This is a genomic window from Pseudomonas sp. NBB, from assembly GCF_032701105.1.
GTDB classification, from domain to species: domain Bacteria; phylum Pseudomonadota; class Gammaproteobacteria; order Pseudomonadales; family Pseudomonadaceae; genus Aquipseudomonas; species Aquipseudomonas asiatica.
Genome location: NZ_CP103994.1, coordinates 3080272 through 3095728, shown reverse-complemented (window position 1 = coordinate 3095728; position 15457 = coordinate 3080272). Strand labels below are relative to the sequence as shown.

General features: G+C 63.4%; 13 protein-coding genes. 8 read left to right on the top strand and 5 right to left on the bottom strand.

Features of this window, described 5'->3' with window-relative positions:
* Positions 1-3 precede the first annotated feature (3 nt).
* From NY023_RS14595 to NY023_RS14570, 6 genes are all read left to right on the top strand, one after another.
* Complete coding sequence (locus tag NY023_RS14595) at positions 4-981, top strand: glycosyltransferase family 2 protein (RefSeq protein WP_024087159.1); 978 nt, start codon at positions 4-6, stop codon at positions 979-981.
* Between the two features lie 9 nt (positions 982-990).
* Entirely contained in the window at positions 991-1995 is a 1005-nt protein-coding gene (locus NY023_RS14590; RefSeq protein WP_013972703.1) for a VirK/YbjX family protein, read from the top strand.
* 60 nt (positions 1996-2055) lie between these two features.
* Positions 2056-3258, top strand: a complete 1203-nt coding sequence (locus tag NY023_RS14585) for a glycosyltransferase (protein WP_013972702.1) — start codon at positions 2056-2058, stop codon at positions 3256-3258.
* On the top strand, positions 3255-4442 hold the full coding sequence (locus NY023_RS14580) for a glycosyltransferase family 2 protein (RefSeq protein WP_013972701.1): 1188 nt from the start codon (positions 3255-3257) through the stop codon (positions 4440-4442). Before NY023_RS14585 ends, NY023_RS14580 begins: the two co-directional genes overlap by 4 nt.
* Positions 4442-5218 (top strand): WecB/TagA/CpsF family glycosyltransferase, encoded by a 777-nt coding sequence (locus NY023_RS14575; RefSeq protein ID WP_013972700.1) that lies wholly within the window; start codon positions 4442-4444, stop codon positions 5216-5218. The genes NY023_RS14580 and NY023_RS14575 overlap by 1 nt, the downstream gene beginning before the upstream one ends.
* A gap of 149 nt (positions 5219-5367) precedes the next feature.
* A complete protein-coding gene (locus NY023_RS14570; RefSeq protein ID WP_024087158.1) occupies positions 5368-6789 on the top strand; it encodes an undecaprenyl-phosphate glucose phosphotransferase in 1422 nt (473 codons plus the stop codon).
* 170 nt (positions 6790-6959) lie between these two features.
* Here the strand turns inward: NY023_RS14570 and NY023_RS14565 are convergent, their stop codons facing one another.
* Complete coding sequence (locus NY023_RS14565) at positions 6960-7901, bottom strand: LysR substrate-binding domain-containing protein (protein ID WP_013972698.1); 942 nt, start codon at positions 7899-7901, stop codon at positions 6960-6962.
* Positions 7902-8047: 146 nt separating this feature from the next.
* Here NY023_RS14565 and NY023_RS14560 point away from each other — a divergent pair, with 146 nt between their 5' ends.
* Positions 8048-9424 carry an L-serine ammonia-lyase gene (locus NY023_RS14560; RefSeq protein WP_013972697.1) on the top strand — a complete coding sequence of 459 codons (1377 nt, stop codon included), beginning with the start codon at positions 8048-8050 and terminating at the stop codon, positions 9422-9424.
* Positions 9425-9582: 158 nt separating this feature from the next.
* Here NY023_RS14560 and NY023_RS14555 read toward each other — a convergent pair whose 3' ends face one another.
* From NY023_RS14555 to NY023_RS14540, 4 genes are all read right to left on the bottom strand, one after another.
* Positions 9583-10260 (bottom strand): DUF3313 domain-containing protein, encoded by a 678-nt coding sequence (locus NY023_RS14555; protein WP_024087157.1) that lies wholly within the window; start codon positions 10258-10260, stop codon positions 9583-9585.
* Positions 10261-10434: 174 nt separating this feature from the next.
* Entirely contained in the window at positions 10435-11730 is a 1296-nt protein-coding gene (locus NY023_RS14550) for an NAD(P)/FAD-dependent oxidoreductase (RefSeq protein WP_013972695.1), read from the bottom strand.
* A 13-nt stretch (positions 11731-11743) separates the two neighbouring features.
* Positions 11744-12832, bottom strand: a complete 1089-nt coding sequence (locus NY023_RS14545; protein ID WP_024087156.1) for a polyamine ABC transporter substrate-binding protein — start codon at positions 12830-12832, stop codon at positions 11744-11746.
* Positions 12833-12971: 139 nt separating this feature from the next.
* Positions 12972-14330: a glutamine synthetase family protein gene (locus NY023_RS14540; protein WP_013972693.1), complete on the bottom strand. Its 1359-nt coding sequence runs from the start codon at positions 14328-14330 to the stop codon at positions 12972-12974.
* A gap of 183 nt (positions 14331-14513) precedes the next feature.
* Between NY023_RS14540 and NY023_RS14535 the strand changes: the two genes are divergently transcribed.
* Complete coding sequence (locus NY023_RS14535) at positions 14514-15413, top strand: helix-turn-helix domain-containing protein (protein WP_013972692.1); 900 nt, start codon at positions 14514-14516, stop codon at positions 15411-15413.
* Positions 15414-15457 lie beyond the last annotated feature (44 nt).

The window sequence follows — 15457 nt, the reverse complement described above, 5'->3', positions numbered from 1 at the left end:
CCCATGGCGAGCGGCATCGGAGTGGTGGTGATTGGCCGCAACGAAGGCCTGCGCCTGGAGCGTTGCCTGCGTTCGCTGCTACAGGGTACGGACAAGATCATGTACGTCGACTCCGGCTCTACCGATGGTTCACCGCACCTGGCTCGCAGCCTGGGGGTAGAGGTATTGGCGCTGGACATGGACACCCCGTTCACTGCCGCACGCGCGCGCAACGAAGGCTTTCTCGCCTTGCAACGGCGGTTGCCGTCGCTGCAACGGGTGCAGTTCGTCGATGGCGATTGCGAGGTGGATGGCGGCTGGCTGGCCGCGGCGCAGGCGTTTCTCGACGACCACCCCGACGTGGCCGTGGTGTGTGGCCGCCGACGCGAGCGCTTCCCCCAGCGGTCGGTGTACAACCTGTTGTGTGACCTGGAGTGGGACACCCCCATTGGCGAGGCCAAGGCGTGTGGTGGCGATGCCCTGATGCGAGCAGATGCCTTTGCCGCCGTCGGCGGCTTTCGCCCCGAGCTGATTGCCGGAGAGGAGCCCGAGCTATGCGTGCGCCTGCGGGCAAAGGGCTGGAAAGTCTGGCGCCTGGACGCCGAGATGACCCTGCACGACGCCGGCATGACCCGTTTCAGCCAGTGGTGGCGGCGTAGCCTGCGCGCTGGCCACGCCTATGCCGAAGGGGCTTACCTGCATGGTCAGCCACCCGAGCGGCACTGGTTGCGCGAATCGCGCCGGGCTTGGCTGTGGGGTCTGGGCATCCCCGTGGTAATCGTGCTGGCCTGCCTGCTGCTGGGCGGCTGGGGCCTGCTGCTGCTGGCGGTCTACCCGCTGCAGGCCGTACGCCTGGCCCGCCGTGGTGGCAAGTCGGTGAGGGAGAACTGGCTACAGGCGGTGTTTCTGGTATTGGGCAAGTTCCCGGAAATGCTCGGGCAACTGAAGTTCCTGCGCCACCGCATCGCGGCCGGCAAATCGACGTTGATCGAGTACAAGTGAGAGAGGCCCATGATGCTCGGCACGATCGTCAAAAGCGTGTTTACCTTGCAACCGGGCTACTCGTTGCGGGCGCTGAACAACAAGTACAGGTTGGCGCTGCAGATTGCCAGGCAATGGCCTGAACTGAATGCCTTCCTGCAGCGCATGACGGCGGCGCTGGGCCAGCAAGGGCTGCAGCGGCTAGGGGTGGATTGCATCGGTGTCGTGCAGTGGCCTTACCTCAGCAAATGCTGGGAAGCCCCGCAGCGCCTGGAGGTGGTGGCTTCGCACTTCGAAGTGCTGGCCGGGCAGTTTCCGGCGCTGTTGCTGCTGGGGCGGGACGAAAGCCTGACGTTGTGCGAGCTGTCCAGCCATTCGCCGGGTTGTCGTCTGGTTTTGGACCGGCCGATCTGGTTCAAGCGCGAAGGCGAGTTGGTATTGAACCTGTTCCAGAGCGACCTGCGCGTGGCATCCCTGGCGTTCAGCCTGTGCCGCAGCCAGGGCGAGCTTTGCCTGTTCATCGGTGCCGTGCAGGGCATCCACAAGGGGATAGACAGCGAAACCTCACTGGCCATCTACCGCGACCTGACCAAGGACTTCGAAGGGCTGCGCCCGCGCAGCCTGCTGATCGAGGCATTGAAGTGCCTGGCCAGGACCCTGGGCGTGGCGCACCTGTATGCCGTCAGTGACGCCTGCCGCCACCATCGGCACGCGTATTTTGGCAACGACAAAGGCCACGACCTGGCGGCCAATTACGATGTGATCTGGCTGGAACACGGTGCTACTGCATCGAGCCATGCTGACTTCTTCGCCCTTCCGCTGGCTGCGGTACAGCGGGCGGAACAGGATATTCCGGCGAAGAAACGGGCAATGTACCGCCGCCGCCAGGTGCTGCTCGACGATGTTTTCTCCCGCTTGCAGGCCGTGTTGCCAGGCAGCGGTCACAACCTTGGACTACAAGGGGAACAGGGGGATGTATCTGACGAGATGGCATCGGCGGGGCCCCGGCCGCCGGTAGTCGACAGCCTGAAGTAATCGCCAGCCCTGCCGCGGCAGGTCTGAATGTTCACTACGCGGGTCTTGATCTGGATTTCTATGCGCATTGCTTACTTCATAAACCAGTACCCGAAGGTCAGCCACAGTTTCATCCGCCGCGAGATCCTGGCGCTGGAGCGCCAGGGGGTAGAGGTGCAGCGTATTGCCCTGCGCGGGTGGGACGCCGAGTTGCAGGATGCCGACGACGCGAGCGAACGGGCCAAGACCCGCTATGTGCTGCAGCGTGGCATCAAGGGGTTGCTGGCACCGGCCTGGCAAGTGCTGCGGGCACAGCCGCGCCGGTTCTTCCGGGCACTGCAGTTGGCCATGCGCGTTGGCTTGCGGGCCGACCGCGCCTGGCCCTACCACTTGGTCTACCTGGCCGAGGCCTGCCAGGTACTGCAATGGTTGCAGGCTGGCGAGGCAAGACATGTGCATGCACATTTCGGCACCAATTCCACCGAGGTGGTGATGCTGGCCAATGTGCTGGGCGGGCCGGCCTACAGCTTTACCGTGCACGGACCGGAGGAGTTCGACAAGCCGCAGTTTCTGCACATGGGCGAGAAGGTGCGGCGTGCCGCATTTGTCGCGGCGGTCAGCTCGTACGGGCGCAGCCAGTTGTTTCGCTGGGTGGCACACGACCACTGGGCCAAGGTGAAGGTGGTGCATTGCGGCCTCGAGCGCAGTTTCCATGAGGTGGCGCCAGTTGGCGTGCCCACGGCGCCGCGCCTGGTGTGCGTCGGCCGCCTGTGCGAACAGAAAGGCCAGCTGCTGCTGCTCGAGGCCGCGCGAGTACTGGCCGCCCGGTCGATCGCTTTCGAACTGGTGCTGGCCGGCGACGGTGAAATGCGTGGCCAGGTCGAGGCGTTGATCGCCCGGCATGGCTTGCAGCAGCAGGTGCGCATCACCGGCTGGATCAGCAGCGCACAGGTGCGCGAGGAAATCCTGGCGGCGCGTGCGCTGGTGCTGCCCAGCTTTGCCGAAGGTTTGCCGGTGGTGATCATGGAGGCGATGGCCTTGCGCAGGCCAGTGCTGACCACCTATGTGGCAGGCATTCCCGAGCTGGTGCGGCCGGGCGAAAACGGCTGGTTGTTCCCTGCCGGCGCCGTGGACGAGCTGGCAGCGGCCATGGCCGATTGCCTGGCACAACCTGCCGAAGTGCTGCAGCGCATGGGCGAGGCGGCACGCCAGCGTGTGCTGCAACGGCATGACATCGATACCGAGGCGGCCAGGCTGGCCAGCTATTTCAAGGCATCCGCATGATGAGTGTATTGGCTTGGATACTGGGCATGCTGGCGGCCATCGTCCTGTTGCCGGTGCTGCTGCTGTTGGTGCAGGTGCTGATGGCCTGCTTGCCTGCACGCGCGCAGCCGATGGGCAACACCGCCCGTCCGCAGGTGGCAGTGCTGGTGCCAGCTCACGACGAGGCTTCGATAATTGGTGCCACGCTGGCGAGCATTGCCCCGCAGTTGCGGCCTGGCGACCGCTTGCTGGTGGTGGCGGACAACTGCACTGACGACACCGCGCAACTGGCGCGCGAGGCGGGTGCCGAAGTGGTGGAGCGCCACGATGCACGGTTGCGCGGCAAGGGCTACGCCTTGGACTTTGGCGTGCGCCACCTGGCCGACCAGCCGCCCGAGGTGGTGATCGTGGTGGATGCCGACTGCCAGGTGGGCGAGGGGGCGATCGAGCGCCTGGCGCGGCGCTACCGCGAAGTCGCTCGCCCGGTGCAGGCGCTGTACCTGATGTACGCACCGGCAGGGGCTGGGTTGACAGTGCAGGTTGCCGAGTTCGCCTGGCGGGTCAAGAACCTGGTGCGCCCGCGTGGATGGGCGCGGCTGGACCTGCCATGCCAGTTGATGGGCGCCGGCATGGCATTCGGCTGGCGTGACCTGGCCTTGATCGACCTGGCCAACGGGCACCTGGTGGAGGATGTGAAGCTGGGCCTGGACCTGTGCCAGCAGGGCAAGCCGCCAGTGTTCTGCCCCGAGGCCGTAGTCAGCAGCCGGTTCCCTGCCAGCCAGCAAGGCCTGGGCAGCCAGCGCACCCGCTGGGAACATGGGCACCTGAGCCTGATGCTGGCCGATGCGCCCAAGCGTGCGCTGGCGGCAATCACCCAGCGTAACGGCAGCTTGCTGGCCATGACCCTGGACCTGCTGGTGCCGCCGCTGGCGTTGCTGGTGCTGGCCTTGCTCGGCCTAAACCTGGTGGCCTGGCTGGCGTACCTGCTGTTCGGCCTGGCGGCACCTGCGTGGATCGCCCTTTGCGCGCTGGCATTGCTCGGCCTTGCCGTCGCAGTGGCCTGGGCGCGTTTCTGTCGTGAACTGATCCCGTTCTCCGTGCTGCTGTACGCGCCGTTCTACGCCGCAAGGAAGCTCCCCTTGTATCTGCGGTTCCTGATCAAGCGACAGGTTGAATGGGTACGTTCGAAACGGGATGAAGACTGATGGCTCATTGGCAAGAACGCTGGAACACCCTTGTCGGCAAGCTCGAAGTGGTGCCGGATGCCACTGCCGCGCAGCGCCTGCTGGACAGGCTCAGCGTCCCGAAAGCCGCGACCGTGCTGGGCTTCGTCAATGCCCATGCAATGAACCTGGTGGTTCGTGATGGCGCCTGCCACCAAGCATTGTCGGCGGCCGACGTACTGCTGCGCGATGGTTCCGGCCTGGCGATCCTGTATCGCCGGCTGGGGCTTGAGCCAGGGCTCAACATGAATGGCACCGACTTCATTCCTCGGCTTCTGGCTGCCTACCGCGGGCGGCGAGTTGCGTTCTGGGGCACCCGACAGCCGTACCTGGACCAGGCCGTGCAACGAAGCACAGCCACGTTCGGGGTGGTACCGGTGTCGGTCCACGATGGCTTTGCCAGCGTCGATACCTACCTGCAACTGGCCAGGGAGTTGCAACCTGAGCTGATCGTGCTGGGCATGGGAATGCCCAGGCAGGAGGTTGTGGCCGCAAGGCTGGCGGCAGCTGGGGGGCCGTGCCTGATCGTGTGTGGCGGCGCGATCCTGGATTTTCTCGGCGGCAAGGTCAGCCGGGCGCCCGAGTGGTTGCGGCGGTTGGGTGGGGAGTGGCTATACCGGCTGTTGCGCGAGCCGAAGCGTTTGTTCATTCGTTATGTTGTGGGCAACCCGTTGTTCCTGGTGCGTACCCTGCTGTTCCGCTGCGACGGGGGACGGCCAGGCACACCGTATGAGCGTCAGAATCCGCCCGAGCGGTAATTCCGGGTACGCTGATGGCGGATGGCTGCTACAGTTTGATCAATGGCTTGCGGCTGCAGGATTTTGCTCCACGGGCTTTGCATGAGCCGTTGTCAAGGCTTGCTTGTTGGTGGAAGGCATTTGCTGCACGCAAATTGATGAGGTCTGAAATGGTCTTAGAGCCCAGAAGCAGTCGTTCCTTATTGCAGAGAAGAAGCAGCGTAAGTAACGCTATTCAGGCCGGCCTCGATGGAATTGCAGTCATCGGCATTGCCTGGTACCTGATCTACGACCAGTTTGGCTACATCACTTCCGATTACGTGATCATGCTGCTGTTGCTGGTTGGCGCACTGGCAGTCATCTACGATCACTATGCGATCTACCGTACCAACGTCGGGCTTTCCATCAAGGCTTTCCGGCTGTTCAAGGCCTGGTCGGCAACTTTTTGCTTCCTGGTGGTCATGGCCTTCCTGGCCAAACAGAGCGAAACCTATTCGCGACTGCTGGTCGTGCAGTTGTTCATCATTGGCTACATCGCCCAGTTGTTCCTGCACTTTGCCGTGCGCGAATTGCAAAAGCGCTTCACCGCCCATGCACGCCTGGACAACGCCCTGATCATTGGTGCCGGTGATCTGGCCAACTTCCTGTATCAGAAAATCAGCAACAACCCCTGGTTCGGCGAACGCGTGCTGGGTTGCGTGCTGATCGACAATGCCGATGAGCCGGGGCGCGAAAGTGCCGAAGGAAAGCAGCGCATGCCGGTGCTCGGGCATGTTGCCGAGCTCGACGATATCGTGGCCCGCCATGGCATTCGCACAGTGTACCTGGTGACCCCGCTGGGCGGTTCCGAGGTCATCAACGATGTGTATTTCAAGTTGCTCGACAAGTGCATCGCGGTGAACTGGGTACCGGATATCTTCTCGTTGCGCCTGATCAATCACAGTGTGCGGGAAATTGCCGGCATACCTGTGCTGACCTTGTCGGAAACACCGCTGACGGGCATGAGCCTGTTCTTGAAGAACCTCGAGGACAGGGTGTTGGCGGCGCTGATCCTGCTGCTGGCATCGCCGGTGTTGCTGGCCGTTGCGCTGGCCATCAAGCTCGATAGCCGCGGCCCGGTTTTCTTCCGTCAGGAGCGCACCGGCTGGACGGGGGAAGCGTTCCGTATCTGGAAGTTCAGGAGCATGCATGTCCACCAGCCGGAAGATGGCGTGGTGAAGCAGGCGCAGAGGGATGACCCACGGCTGACCCGGGTCGGCGCCTTTATCCGCCGCACCAGCCTCGATGAACTGCCGCAGTTGTTCAATGTGCTGACCGGGGAGATGTCGCTGGTAGGGCCGCGGCCGCATGCGTTGCAGCATGACACGTTGTATTCGCAGGACATCGTCGACTACTTCGCTCGCCACAATATCAAGCCTGGCATGACCGGCCTGGCGCAGGTACGTGGGTTCAGGGGCGAAACCAGGGATATCGAGCAGATGATCCAGCGGGTGGACTCGGACATCGAGTACATCAACAACTGGTCGCTGTGGCTGGATTTCGTCATCCTGGTGCGCACGTTGAATGCGTTTACCGGCAAGCAGGCCTACTGACGCACAAATCTCGCAAGCGCTCTGCGCACCCTGTGGGAGCGGGTTTACCCGCGAAGAATCCAACGCGGTGCATGGCACCGGCTGCGCCGGTGTTCGCGGCTAAAGCCGCTCCCACAGGGTCCCTGCCAATTCAATGAGTCATTTGCAGCGTGCAAGCGCAATTGGCTGGCCTAGTCTTTGTTCAGCGGGTGCAACTCCCTGAACCCCCGCGCTTCCTCCACCAGCCAGTCATGCACCGCCCGCGCCCCCGGCTGGTTCAGCCCGCCCGGTGGGTAATGCACTACATAGCGCTTGTGATTGGCGATAGGCACCCCGAACGGCACGATCAGTGCGCCGCGCTCCAGTTCGTCGTTGAGCAGCGTGCGTCGGGCGATCGCCACGCCAATGCCGGCAATCGCCGCCTCGATGGTCAGGTGGTTGCGGTTGAAGGTATGCCCGCGCCGCACATCCAGGCCGGCGGCGCCGATGCCCTCCAGGTAGAACTCCCATTCGGCATATTCCGAACTGCCGCGCCAGGCCGTAATGTCGTGCAGCAGCGGGTAGTGCACAAGATCTGCCGGCCCGTGCAGCGGCGGGCGCCCGCGCAGCAAGGTGGGGGAGCACACGGGGAAGATCTGCTCGTCCAGCAGTGGTGTCGAGAGCATGCCGGGGTAGCTGCCATCGTTCAGGTCGATGGCCAGGTCGAAATCGCCCGGTGTCAACGCCTGGGCACTGTCTTCGGCCACCAGACGCAACTCGATGTCCGGGTAGCGTTGTTGAAAACGCGGAAGGCGAGGCGTGAGCCATTTGGCCAGGAACGACGGGATCGAGCGCAGGCGCAAGGTGCCGCGGATCTCACCTGCATCCAGGCGCAGCAGTTCGGCTTCGATGCTGCCGTAGGCTTCGGTCACCGTCTGTGCCAGGCGTTGCCCTTCGGCGCTCAGTTCCACACCACGTGCCCGACGCAGGAACAGCTGGTAGCCCAGGCGTTCCTCCAACTGGCGCATCTGTTGGCTGACGGCGCCCGGGGTAATGTGCAGCTCTTCGGCACAGCGGGTGAAGGACAAGTGCCGGGCCGCACAGGCGAACACGTGTAGCCAGACGAACGTCTGGCCATTGAGTTGTCGTCGCATCGTTTAGTACCACTAAAGCCTTGCTTAGGAAGTTTCGTTGGTCATCCGTGAGCCAGCGCGGCAGTATCGCGCAAAATCGCAATATCGCTCAATTTCTCCAGATAACCGCGCTGCGGCTTCATACCCGGGCACGGTCAGGCATTAGCATGGCTATCAGTGTTTTCGACCTTTTCAAAATCGGCATCGGGCCGTCCAGTTCCCACACCGTCGGCCCGATGCGGGCGGCGGCTACCTTTGCCCAGGCCCTGCGCGAACAGGGGCTGCTGGCCCAGGCAAGCCGTGTCGAGGTGCGGTTGTACGGGTCGCTGTCGGCAACCGGGGTTGGCCATGCGACCGATCGCGCCTGCCTGCTCGGCCTGATGGGCCAGTGGCCGGACCGCATCGACCCGGCCACCATCGAGTCGCGCATTGGCCAGGTGATGCAGGAGCACTGCCTGATGCTCGATGGCAGCCACCCGCTGGCGTTCGAGTACAGCCGCGACATGCTGCTGCTCGACGAGAACCTGCCGTATCACCCCAATGCCATGAGCCTGGAAGCCATGGACGGGCAGGGCAGCCTGTTGCGCCAGACCTACTATTCGGTGGGCGGTGGTTTTATCGTCGAGCAAGCCGAGATCGACGCGCCAGCGCTCGAAGCGAACGCGGTGGTGCTGCCGTACGAGTTCGACAGCGCTGCGCAATTGCTGGCCTTGTGCAAGAGCCATGGCTTGAGTGTGGCGCAGCTGATGATGGCCAACGAATGCGCCTGGCGCCCTGAGGCCGAGGTACGCGAGGGCCTGCTGCGGATCTGGGGTGCCATGCGTGAATGCGTCGACAATGGCCTGCGTAATGAAGGCATCCTGCCGGGCGGGTTGCACGTCAAGCGCCGTGCGGCGCGGCTGCATCGCAGCCTGCAGGAGCTGGGCAAGCCCAACGTGATCGGCTCCACCCTCAGTGCCATGGAATGGGTCAACTTGTTCGCCCTTGCGGTGAATGAAGAGAATGCCGCCGGCGGGCGCATGGTCACAGCACCTACCAATGGTGCTGCCGGCATCATCCCGGCGGTGCTGCATTACTACATGAAGTTCAACCCGGGGGCGTGCGACGCGGACGTGGTGGACTTCCTGCTGGCGGCAGCGGCGGTCGGTATCCTGTGCAAGAAGAATGCGTCGATTTCCGGGGCCGAGGTTGGTTGCCAGGGCGAGGTAGGTTCGGCCTGTTCGATGGCCGCTGCCGGCCTTGCCCAGGTGCTGGGCGCTACGCCGCCGCAGCTGGAAAATGCCGCCGAGATTGCCCTGGAGCATAACCTTGGGCTGACCTGCGACCCTGTCGGCGGCTTGGTGCAGGTGCCGTGTATCGAGCGCAACGCGATTGCTGCGGTGAAAGCGATCAACGCCGTGCAGATGGCGTTGAGAGGGGATGGCGAGCACTTCATCTCGCTCGACCGGGTGATCCGCACCATGCGTGATACCGGGGCGGACATGCATGCCAACTACAAGGAGACTTCGCGCGGCGGCCTGGCCGTTGCCTTCGTCGAGTGCTGAGTCACCGCAACGGTCAGCGCGGTCTTGGGGGAGCGGCCTTGTGTCGCGAAAGGGCTGCGAAGCAGCCCCATTCATACGCCTGAGCTGAGATCCCGGGGCCGCTCTGCGGCCCTTTCGCGACACAAGGCCGCTCCCACAGGTTCCGTGTCCGGTCGGTATCAGCGGGCTTTCTGCTTCGCTTCCAGGAAGCTCGCGCGCATGTCCTTGGCCCAGCCATCCAGCACCGGCTTGACGTCATTCAGGGTCAGTTGCGTGGTCTTGTTCTCCAGATCCTGCCCCGTGCCCTTGCGCACGACCTGGGCCAGCACTTTCTGACTGGCACCATCGAGGAACGCAGCTTCCACGCCGACATCCACCTCTTGGTCACGGCCGCCCATGGCGGTGTTCACACCGGCTGAAATCAGCGCGATAGGGATGACCTCATAAGGCTTGAGACCCTCGTTGCTGGTGGACACCGCAGTGATGGCCGGGCGCACCACGATCACGCCCGGGCCGGGGCCCTTGGCCAGCGGTACCACGCTGCCCATTTCACGGCGCAGCGCTTCGTTGAAGTAGCGGGTGATTTCCTGCAGCGTCTGCGCCGAGATGACCGGCGTCGGCTGCGGCTTGGGGTAGAACTGGCTGGGCTCGATGAACACCTGGCTGTACTGGTTGACGTTGACCTTGGGGTCGATCCAGCGCATCACCGGGTCACCCGACGGGCTCTTGGCTTCCTGCAGCCGGCTGTAATCCTTGAGGAAGCCGGAGTAGTCCTTCGGGTCCACGCGATTGCTGGAGCAGGCGGCCATGGTTAGCAGTGCGGCGCACAACAGGGTAATGCGGGGCAATGATTTCATGATGAAGATGCATCCATGATAGGTCGGCCAGAACAACGCTAGCAGGTGCGGGGCAGTTGGCCAGTGGGTAGGTTCAATCGATTGTGAAATGGTAGAAAGTTGGAGGGGGTGGAAGGGTTTGTCTTGAGTTTTTCTGCGCCTGTGAGACCGAGCGCCGCAAAGCTCGTGGCGAACTCAACCCAGCACCTCCCGCAATCGATACCACAACATCCCCAGCGCCAGCAGCGGCGAGCGTAGTGCCTTGCCGCCGGGGAAGGTCAGGTGTGGCACGGCGCTGAACACGTCCAGCCCCTGGCTGTGGCCGAGCGCGATGCTTTCGGCCAGCAGTTTCGCTGTCCAGTGCGTCACGTTCAGCCCATGCCCGGAATAGCCCTGGGCGTAGTAAACATTGGGGTGCTGGCTGAGGCGCCCGACTTGGGGGAAGCGGTTGGCGGTGATGCCGATCATGCCGCCCCACTGGTAGTCGATACGCACGTTGGCCAGCTGCGGGAACACCTTCAGCACCTTGGGCCGCATGTAGGCGGCGATGTCCTTGGGGTCGCGACCGGAATAGTGGCAGGCGCCGCCGAACAGCAGGCGCCGGTCTGCCGTGAGGCGGTAGTAGTCCAGGCCGACTTTCTGGTCGCACAGCGCCATGTTCTGCGGGATCAGGCTGCTGGCCAGTGACTCGGGCAATGGTTCGGTAGCCACCACGTAGCTGCCGGCCGGCAGCACCTTGCCGCTCAGGCGTGGCTCCAGTTCATCGAGATGTGCGTTGCAGCCCAGCACCAGGCTGCCTGCCCGCACCTTGCCACGAGCCGTGTGCAGGGTCACGCGGGGGCCATGCTCGATGCGCAACACCGGACTCTGCTCGAAGATGCGTACGCCCAAGCCATGGGCGGCGCGGGCTTCGCCCTGGACCAGATCAAGCGGGTGCAGGTGGCCCGAGCCCATGTCTACCAGGCCGCCGGCGTATTGGTCGCTGGCAACGATTTCATGCAGCCGGTCGGCACTGACCAGGCGGGTTTCAGGGCGATAGCCGAGTGCGTCGAGATCGTCCTGTTCGTCCTTGAAGGCGGCGAACTGCGCAGGGGTGTTGGCCAGTTCGCAGAAGCCCCAGCGCAGGTCGCAGGCAATGCCGTACCGGGCGATGCGGCTGGCCACCAGCGCTACCGAATCGATGCCGGCTTGTTTCAGGTAGTGCACGCCGTCCTGGCCGACATGCCGGGCAAAGCCGTTGACGTCATGGCCGATGCCGCGAATCAGCTGGCCGCCGTTGCGGCCGCTGGCGCCCCAGCCGATGCGCCGGCCTTCAAGCAGCACCACCGAGAGCCCGCGCTCGGCCAGTTCCAGGGCGGTATTGACCCCGGTCAGCCCGCCGCCGACCACGCACACATCGGCGCTCAGTTCGCCGTCCAGGCTGGGATAGGGCGCTGCATCGCGTGCCGTGGCGGCATAGTACGAAGCGGTGTGTTGGGTAGTAGAAGACATGGGCGTTCTCGACTCAGCGGTTGGACTTGATCTTGCTCCAGGAGCGAGTCATGACACGCATGATCTTCGGGCTCGGCGTGCTGGAGATGTACAGCTTGTCCAGCACGTCCTGGGGTGGGTAGATCTCAGGGTTGTTTACCAGCGATGCGTCCATGTAGGCCTGGGCATCGGGGTTTGCATTGGCATATCCGACCGTGGCGCTGACCTTGGCGATCACCTTGGGGTCGAGCAGGTAGTTGATGAACGCCAGGGCTTGTTCGGGGTTGTTGGCGTCCTTGGGGATGGCCAGCAGGTCGAACCACAGGTTGCTGCCTTCCTTGGGAATGCTGTAGGCGATCTTTACCCCATTCTTCGCTTCCACGGCGCGGTTGGCGGCTTGGAACACGTCGCCGGAGTAGCCGAAGGCCACGCAGACATCGCCATTGGCCAGGTCGGAAACGTACTTGGAGGAGTGGAAGTAGGTGATATAGGGGCGCAGTTCGAGCAGGCGGGCTTCCGCCTTGGCGTAGTCGGCCGGTTTTTCGCTGCGCGGGTTCATGCCCAGGTAGTTGAGCACGGCCGGGAACAGTTCATCGGGCGAGTCCATGAACGCCACGCCGCATTGCTTGAGCTTTTTCAGGTTCTCGGGTTCGAACAGCACCGCCCATGAATCGATATGGTCGACGCCCAGGGCCGCCTTGACCTTGTCGATGTTGTAGCCGATGCCGTTGGTACCCCACAGGTAGGGTACGGCGTACTGGTTGCCCGGGTCGTTCTGTTCAAGTTGCTTGAGCAGCTTGGGGTCCAGGTGCTGCCAGTTCGGCAGCTTGCTGCGGTCCAGCGGCAGGAAGGCACCCGCCTGTGCCTGGCGTGCGAGGAAGTGGTTGGATGGCACCACTACGTCATAGCCGGTGCGCCCGGCCAGCAGCTTGCCTTCCAGTGTTTCGTTGGAGTCGAACACGTCATAGACCACCTTGATCCCGCTGCTGGCCTGGAAGTCGGCCACGGTGGTGTCACCGATGTAGTCGGTCCAGTTGTACACGCTGACCGAGGGAGTGGCCTGGGTAGTGGTGGCGAACAGCAGGGTGAATGCGGCGGGGATCAGGGCTTGCAGATGACGCATGGGGACACCTCGTTGGTATTGTTCTTCGAGTTCGGTGCAAGGGCTCGTGCCCTGTGGGAGCGGGTTTACCCGCGAATACGTCGTTGAATGCACCACAGCATTCGCGGGTAAACCCGCTCCCACAGGTACCGCGAAAAGGTCAGACGCTCAGCATCAGGAATTCACGCTCCCACGAACTGATAACCCGCTTGTAGTTCTCGTGCTCGGCACGCTTGACCGCCACATAACCCTGGACGAATTGCTTGCCCAGGTACTGCTGCACGGTCTCGCAGTCTTCCATGTGCTGCAGCGCGTCCTCGATGGTGATCGGCAGGCGCAGGTTGCGCCGCTCGTAGGCACGGCCCTGCACAGGTGCGCTGGGCTCGATGCGCTCGACCATGCCCAGGTAGCCGCACAGAAGGCTGGCGGCGATGGCCAGGTACGGGTTGGCGTCGGCGCCCGGCAGGCGGTTTTCCACGCGCATTGCCTCGGGGCTTGAGGTGGGTACGCGCAGCCCGGCGGTACGGTTTTCCTCACCCCACTCGACGTTCACTGGTGCCGAGGTGTCCGGCAGGAAGCGGCGGAACGAGTTGACGTTGGGCGCGAACATCGGCAGCAGCTTGGGGATGTACTTCTGCAAACCGCCGATGTGGTACAGGAACAGCTGGCTCATGCTGCCGTCTTCATTGGCGAAGATCGGCTTGCCGGTGGCGATGTCGACCACGCTCTGGTGCAGGTGCATGGCACTGCCGGGCTCGTCGGTGATCGGCTTGGCCATGAAGGTGGCGGCCACGTTGTGCTTGAGCGCGGCTTCACGCATGGTGCGCTTGAACACGGTGATCTGGTCGGCCAGGTCCAGGGCGTCGCCATGGCGGAAGTTGATCTCCATCTGCGCCGGGCCGTCTTCATGGATCAGCGTGTCCAGGTCCAGGCCCTGGATCTCGCACCAGTCGTAGACGTCTTCGAACAGCGGATCGAACTCGTTGGCGGCATCGATCGAGAACGACTGGCGGCCGCTTTCGGCACGGCCGGAACGCCCCAGCGGCACTTGCAGCGGCAAGTCCGGGTCTTCGCAGCGCTGGGTCAGGTAGAACTCCATCTCCGGTGCCACGATCGGCTGCCAGCCTTTGTCTGCATAAAGCTTGAGCACTTTCTTCAGCACGTTGCGCGGCGACAGTTCGATGGGGTTGCCTTGCTTGTCGAAGGTGTCGTGGATAACGATCGCGGTCGGCTCGATCGCCCACGGGATCTGGTACACGGCGCTCGGGTCTGGGCGGCAGACCATGTCGATGTCGGCGGCATCGAGCAGGTTGTAGTAGATGTCATCGTCGACATAGTCGCCGGTGACCGTCTGCAGCAGCACGCTCTCGGGCAGGCGCATGCCACGCTCGTGGAGAAACTTGGCGGTGGGTGCGATCTTGCCGCGGGCGATGCCGGTCAGGTCGCTGATCACGCATTCGACTTCGGTGATACGGTGTTCTTTCAGCCAGGCGGACAGCTGATCGAAGGGGGCGTTCATACAGACCTCTTGGTTGGGTTTTGGTGTGGGAGCAGGCGTGCCAGCGTAAACCGTTCCAGGGTTTCGAAGGCGTCCCGCTTCCCAGGTGACGCGCTGGAGACTATCTTGGTCGCAGCCCGCAAGGCTGATCTATCCACTTTCTCCGGCAATGAATGCACCAAAAGAGTGCGACTAGGACCGAGCGTGACAACCGCCAATGCCCTGCAAGTCCAGGCTTACCACACCACCGACGTAACCGAACAAGTACGTGCCACCCCTGGCTGGCAGCAGCAGTACCGGCAGATGTCGCCCGGGCATTTCAGCGGTGAGCTGCGTTGCCTGGGGCTGGACGGGGTGGAGGTGTACGAGGAGCGGCTGAACACCCGGGTGGAGCAGTTTTTCCGCGCGCCGAGCGGTTCGCTGGCGTTCTGCTTCGACCGCAGCGAGAACAGCCTGTACCTGCTGAACGAACAGAGCCGGAACATCTGGATCACGCCAGAGAACTACCAGGAAGTGGCGGTCGTGTTCGACCAGGCCTTCCTGGCCCGCCATGGGCTTGACCCGCAACGCCTGGAAGGGTTGTTCATGGTGCCGCTGGGCAGCGGGCAGAACGCGCTGTTCGGCAGTTGGCTGAGTGCGACACTGACCCGCCTGGGCCAGGCGGATTGCCCGCTGCAGGGGCAGGCCCTGGCGGAGCAGCTGCTGGAGGACTGCCTGTTCATCCTCGACAACGCCTGCCAGCGACTGCAGGGCGTGGCGTTGGGCCGGCGTGACGAGGAACGGGCGATCATGCGCCGGGTAAGCGAATGGGCGGCCGACTGCCCGGAGGAGACGCTGAACCTGGTGGAGCTGGCGGATGCTGCCGGGGTTTCTTTGCGTCAGTTGCAACAGGCCTTCAAAGCGTTTACCGGAATGCCGCCGGCGCACTGGTTGCGCCTGCGCCGGCTGAACGGTGCGCGGCGCGATCTGTTGCGTGGCGATGGCGTGACCGTGGCCGAGGTGGCGATGCGTTGGTCGTTCTGGCATTTGGGAAGATTTTCAGAGAGTTACCGGCAGTTGTTCAAGGAGTTTCCCAGCGAGACCTTGAAGCGGGGCAGGGGCTGAATTTGGTGGTGTAGCTTGGTGGTATAGCTGCTCTTACAGGATTA

What these genes read in the sequence shown, in the direction of transcription:
- NY023_RS14595 (WP_024087159.1), top strand. Translation starts at nt 4, where the DNA reads ATGGCGAGCGGCATCGGAGTGGTGGTGATTGGCCGCAACGAAGGCCTG.
- NY023_RS14590 (WP_013972703.1), top strand. Translation starts at nt 991, where the DNA reads ATGATGCTCGGCACGATCGTCAAAAGCGTGTTTACCTTGCAACCGGGC.
- NY023_RS14585 (WP_013972702.1), top strand. Translation starts at nt 2,056, where the DNA reads ATGCGCATTGCTTACTTCATAAACCAGTACCCGAAGGTCAGCCACAGT.
- NY023_RS14580 (WP_013972701.1), top strand. Translation starts at nt 3,255, where the DNA reads ATGATGAGTGTATTGGCTTGGATACTGGGCATGCTGGCGGCCATCGTC.
- NY023_RS14575 (WP_013972700.1), top strand. Translation starts at nt 4,442, where the DNA reads ATGGCTCATTGGCAAGAACGCTGGAACACCCTTGTCGGCAAGCTCGAA.
- NY023_RS14570 (WP_024087158.1), top strand. Translation starts at nt 5,368, where the DNA reads ATGGTCTTAGAGCCCAGAAGCAGTCGTTCCTTATTGCAGAGAAGAAGC.
- NY023_RS14565 (WP_013972698.1), bottom strand. Translation starts at nt 7,901, where the DNA reads ATGCGACGACAACTCAATGGCCAGACGTTCGTCTGGCTACACGTGTTC.
- NY023_RS14560 (WP_013972697.1), top strand. Translation starts at nt 8,048, where the DNA reads ATGGCTATCAGTGTTTTCGACCTTTTCAAAATCGGCATCGGGCCGTCC.
- NY023_RS14555 (WP_024087157.1), bottom strand. Translation starts at nt 10,260, where the DNA reads ATGAAATCATTGCCCCGCATTACCCTGTTGTGCGCCGCACTGCTAACC.
- NY023_RS14550 (WP_013972695.1), bottom strand. Translation starts at nt 11,730, where the DNA reads ATGTCTTCTACTACCCAACACACCGCTTCGTACTATGCCGCCACGGCA.
- NY023_RS14545 (WP_024087156.1), bottom strand. Translation starts at nt 12,832, where the DNA reads ATGCGTCATCTGCAAGCCCTGATCCCCGCCGCATTCACCCTGCTGTTC.
- NY023_RS14540 (WP_013972693.1), bottom strand. Translation starts at nt 14,330, where the DNA reads ATGAACGCCCCCTTCGATCAGCTGTCCGCCTGGCTGAAAGAACACCGT.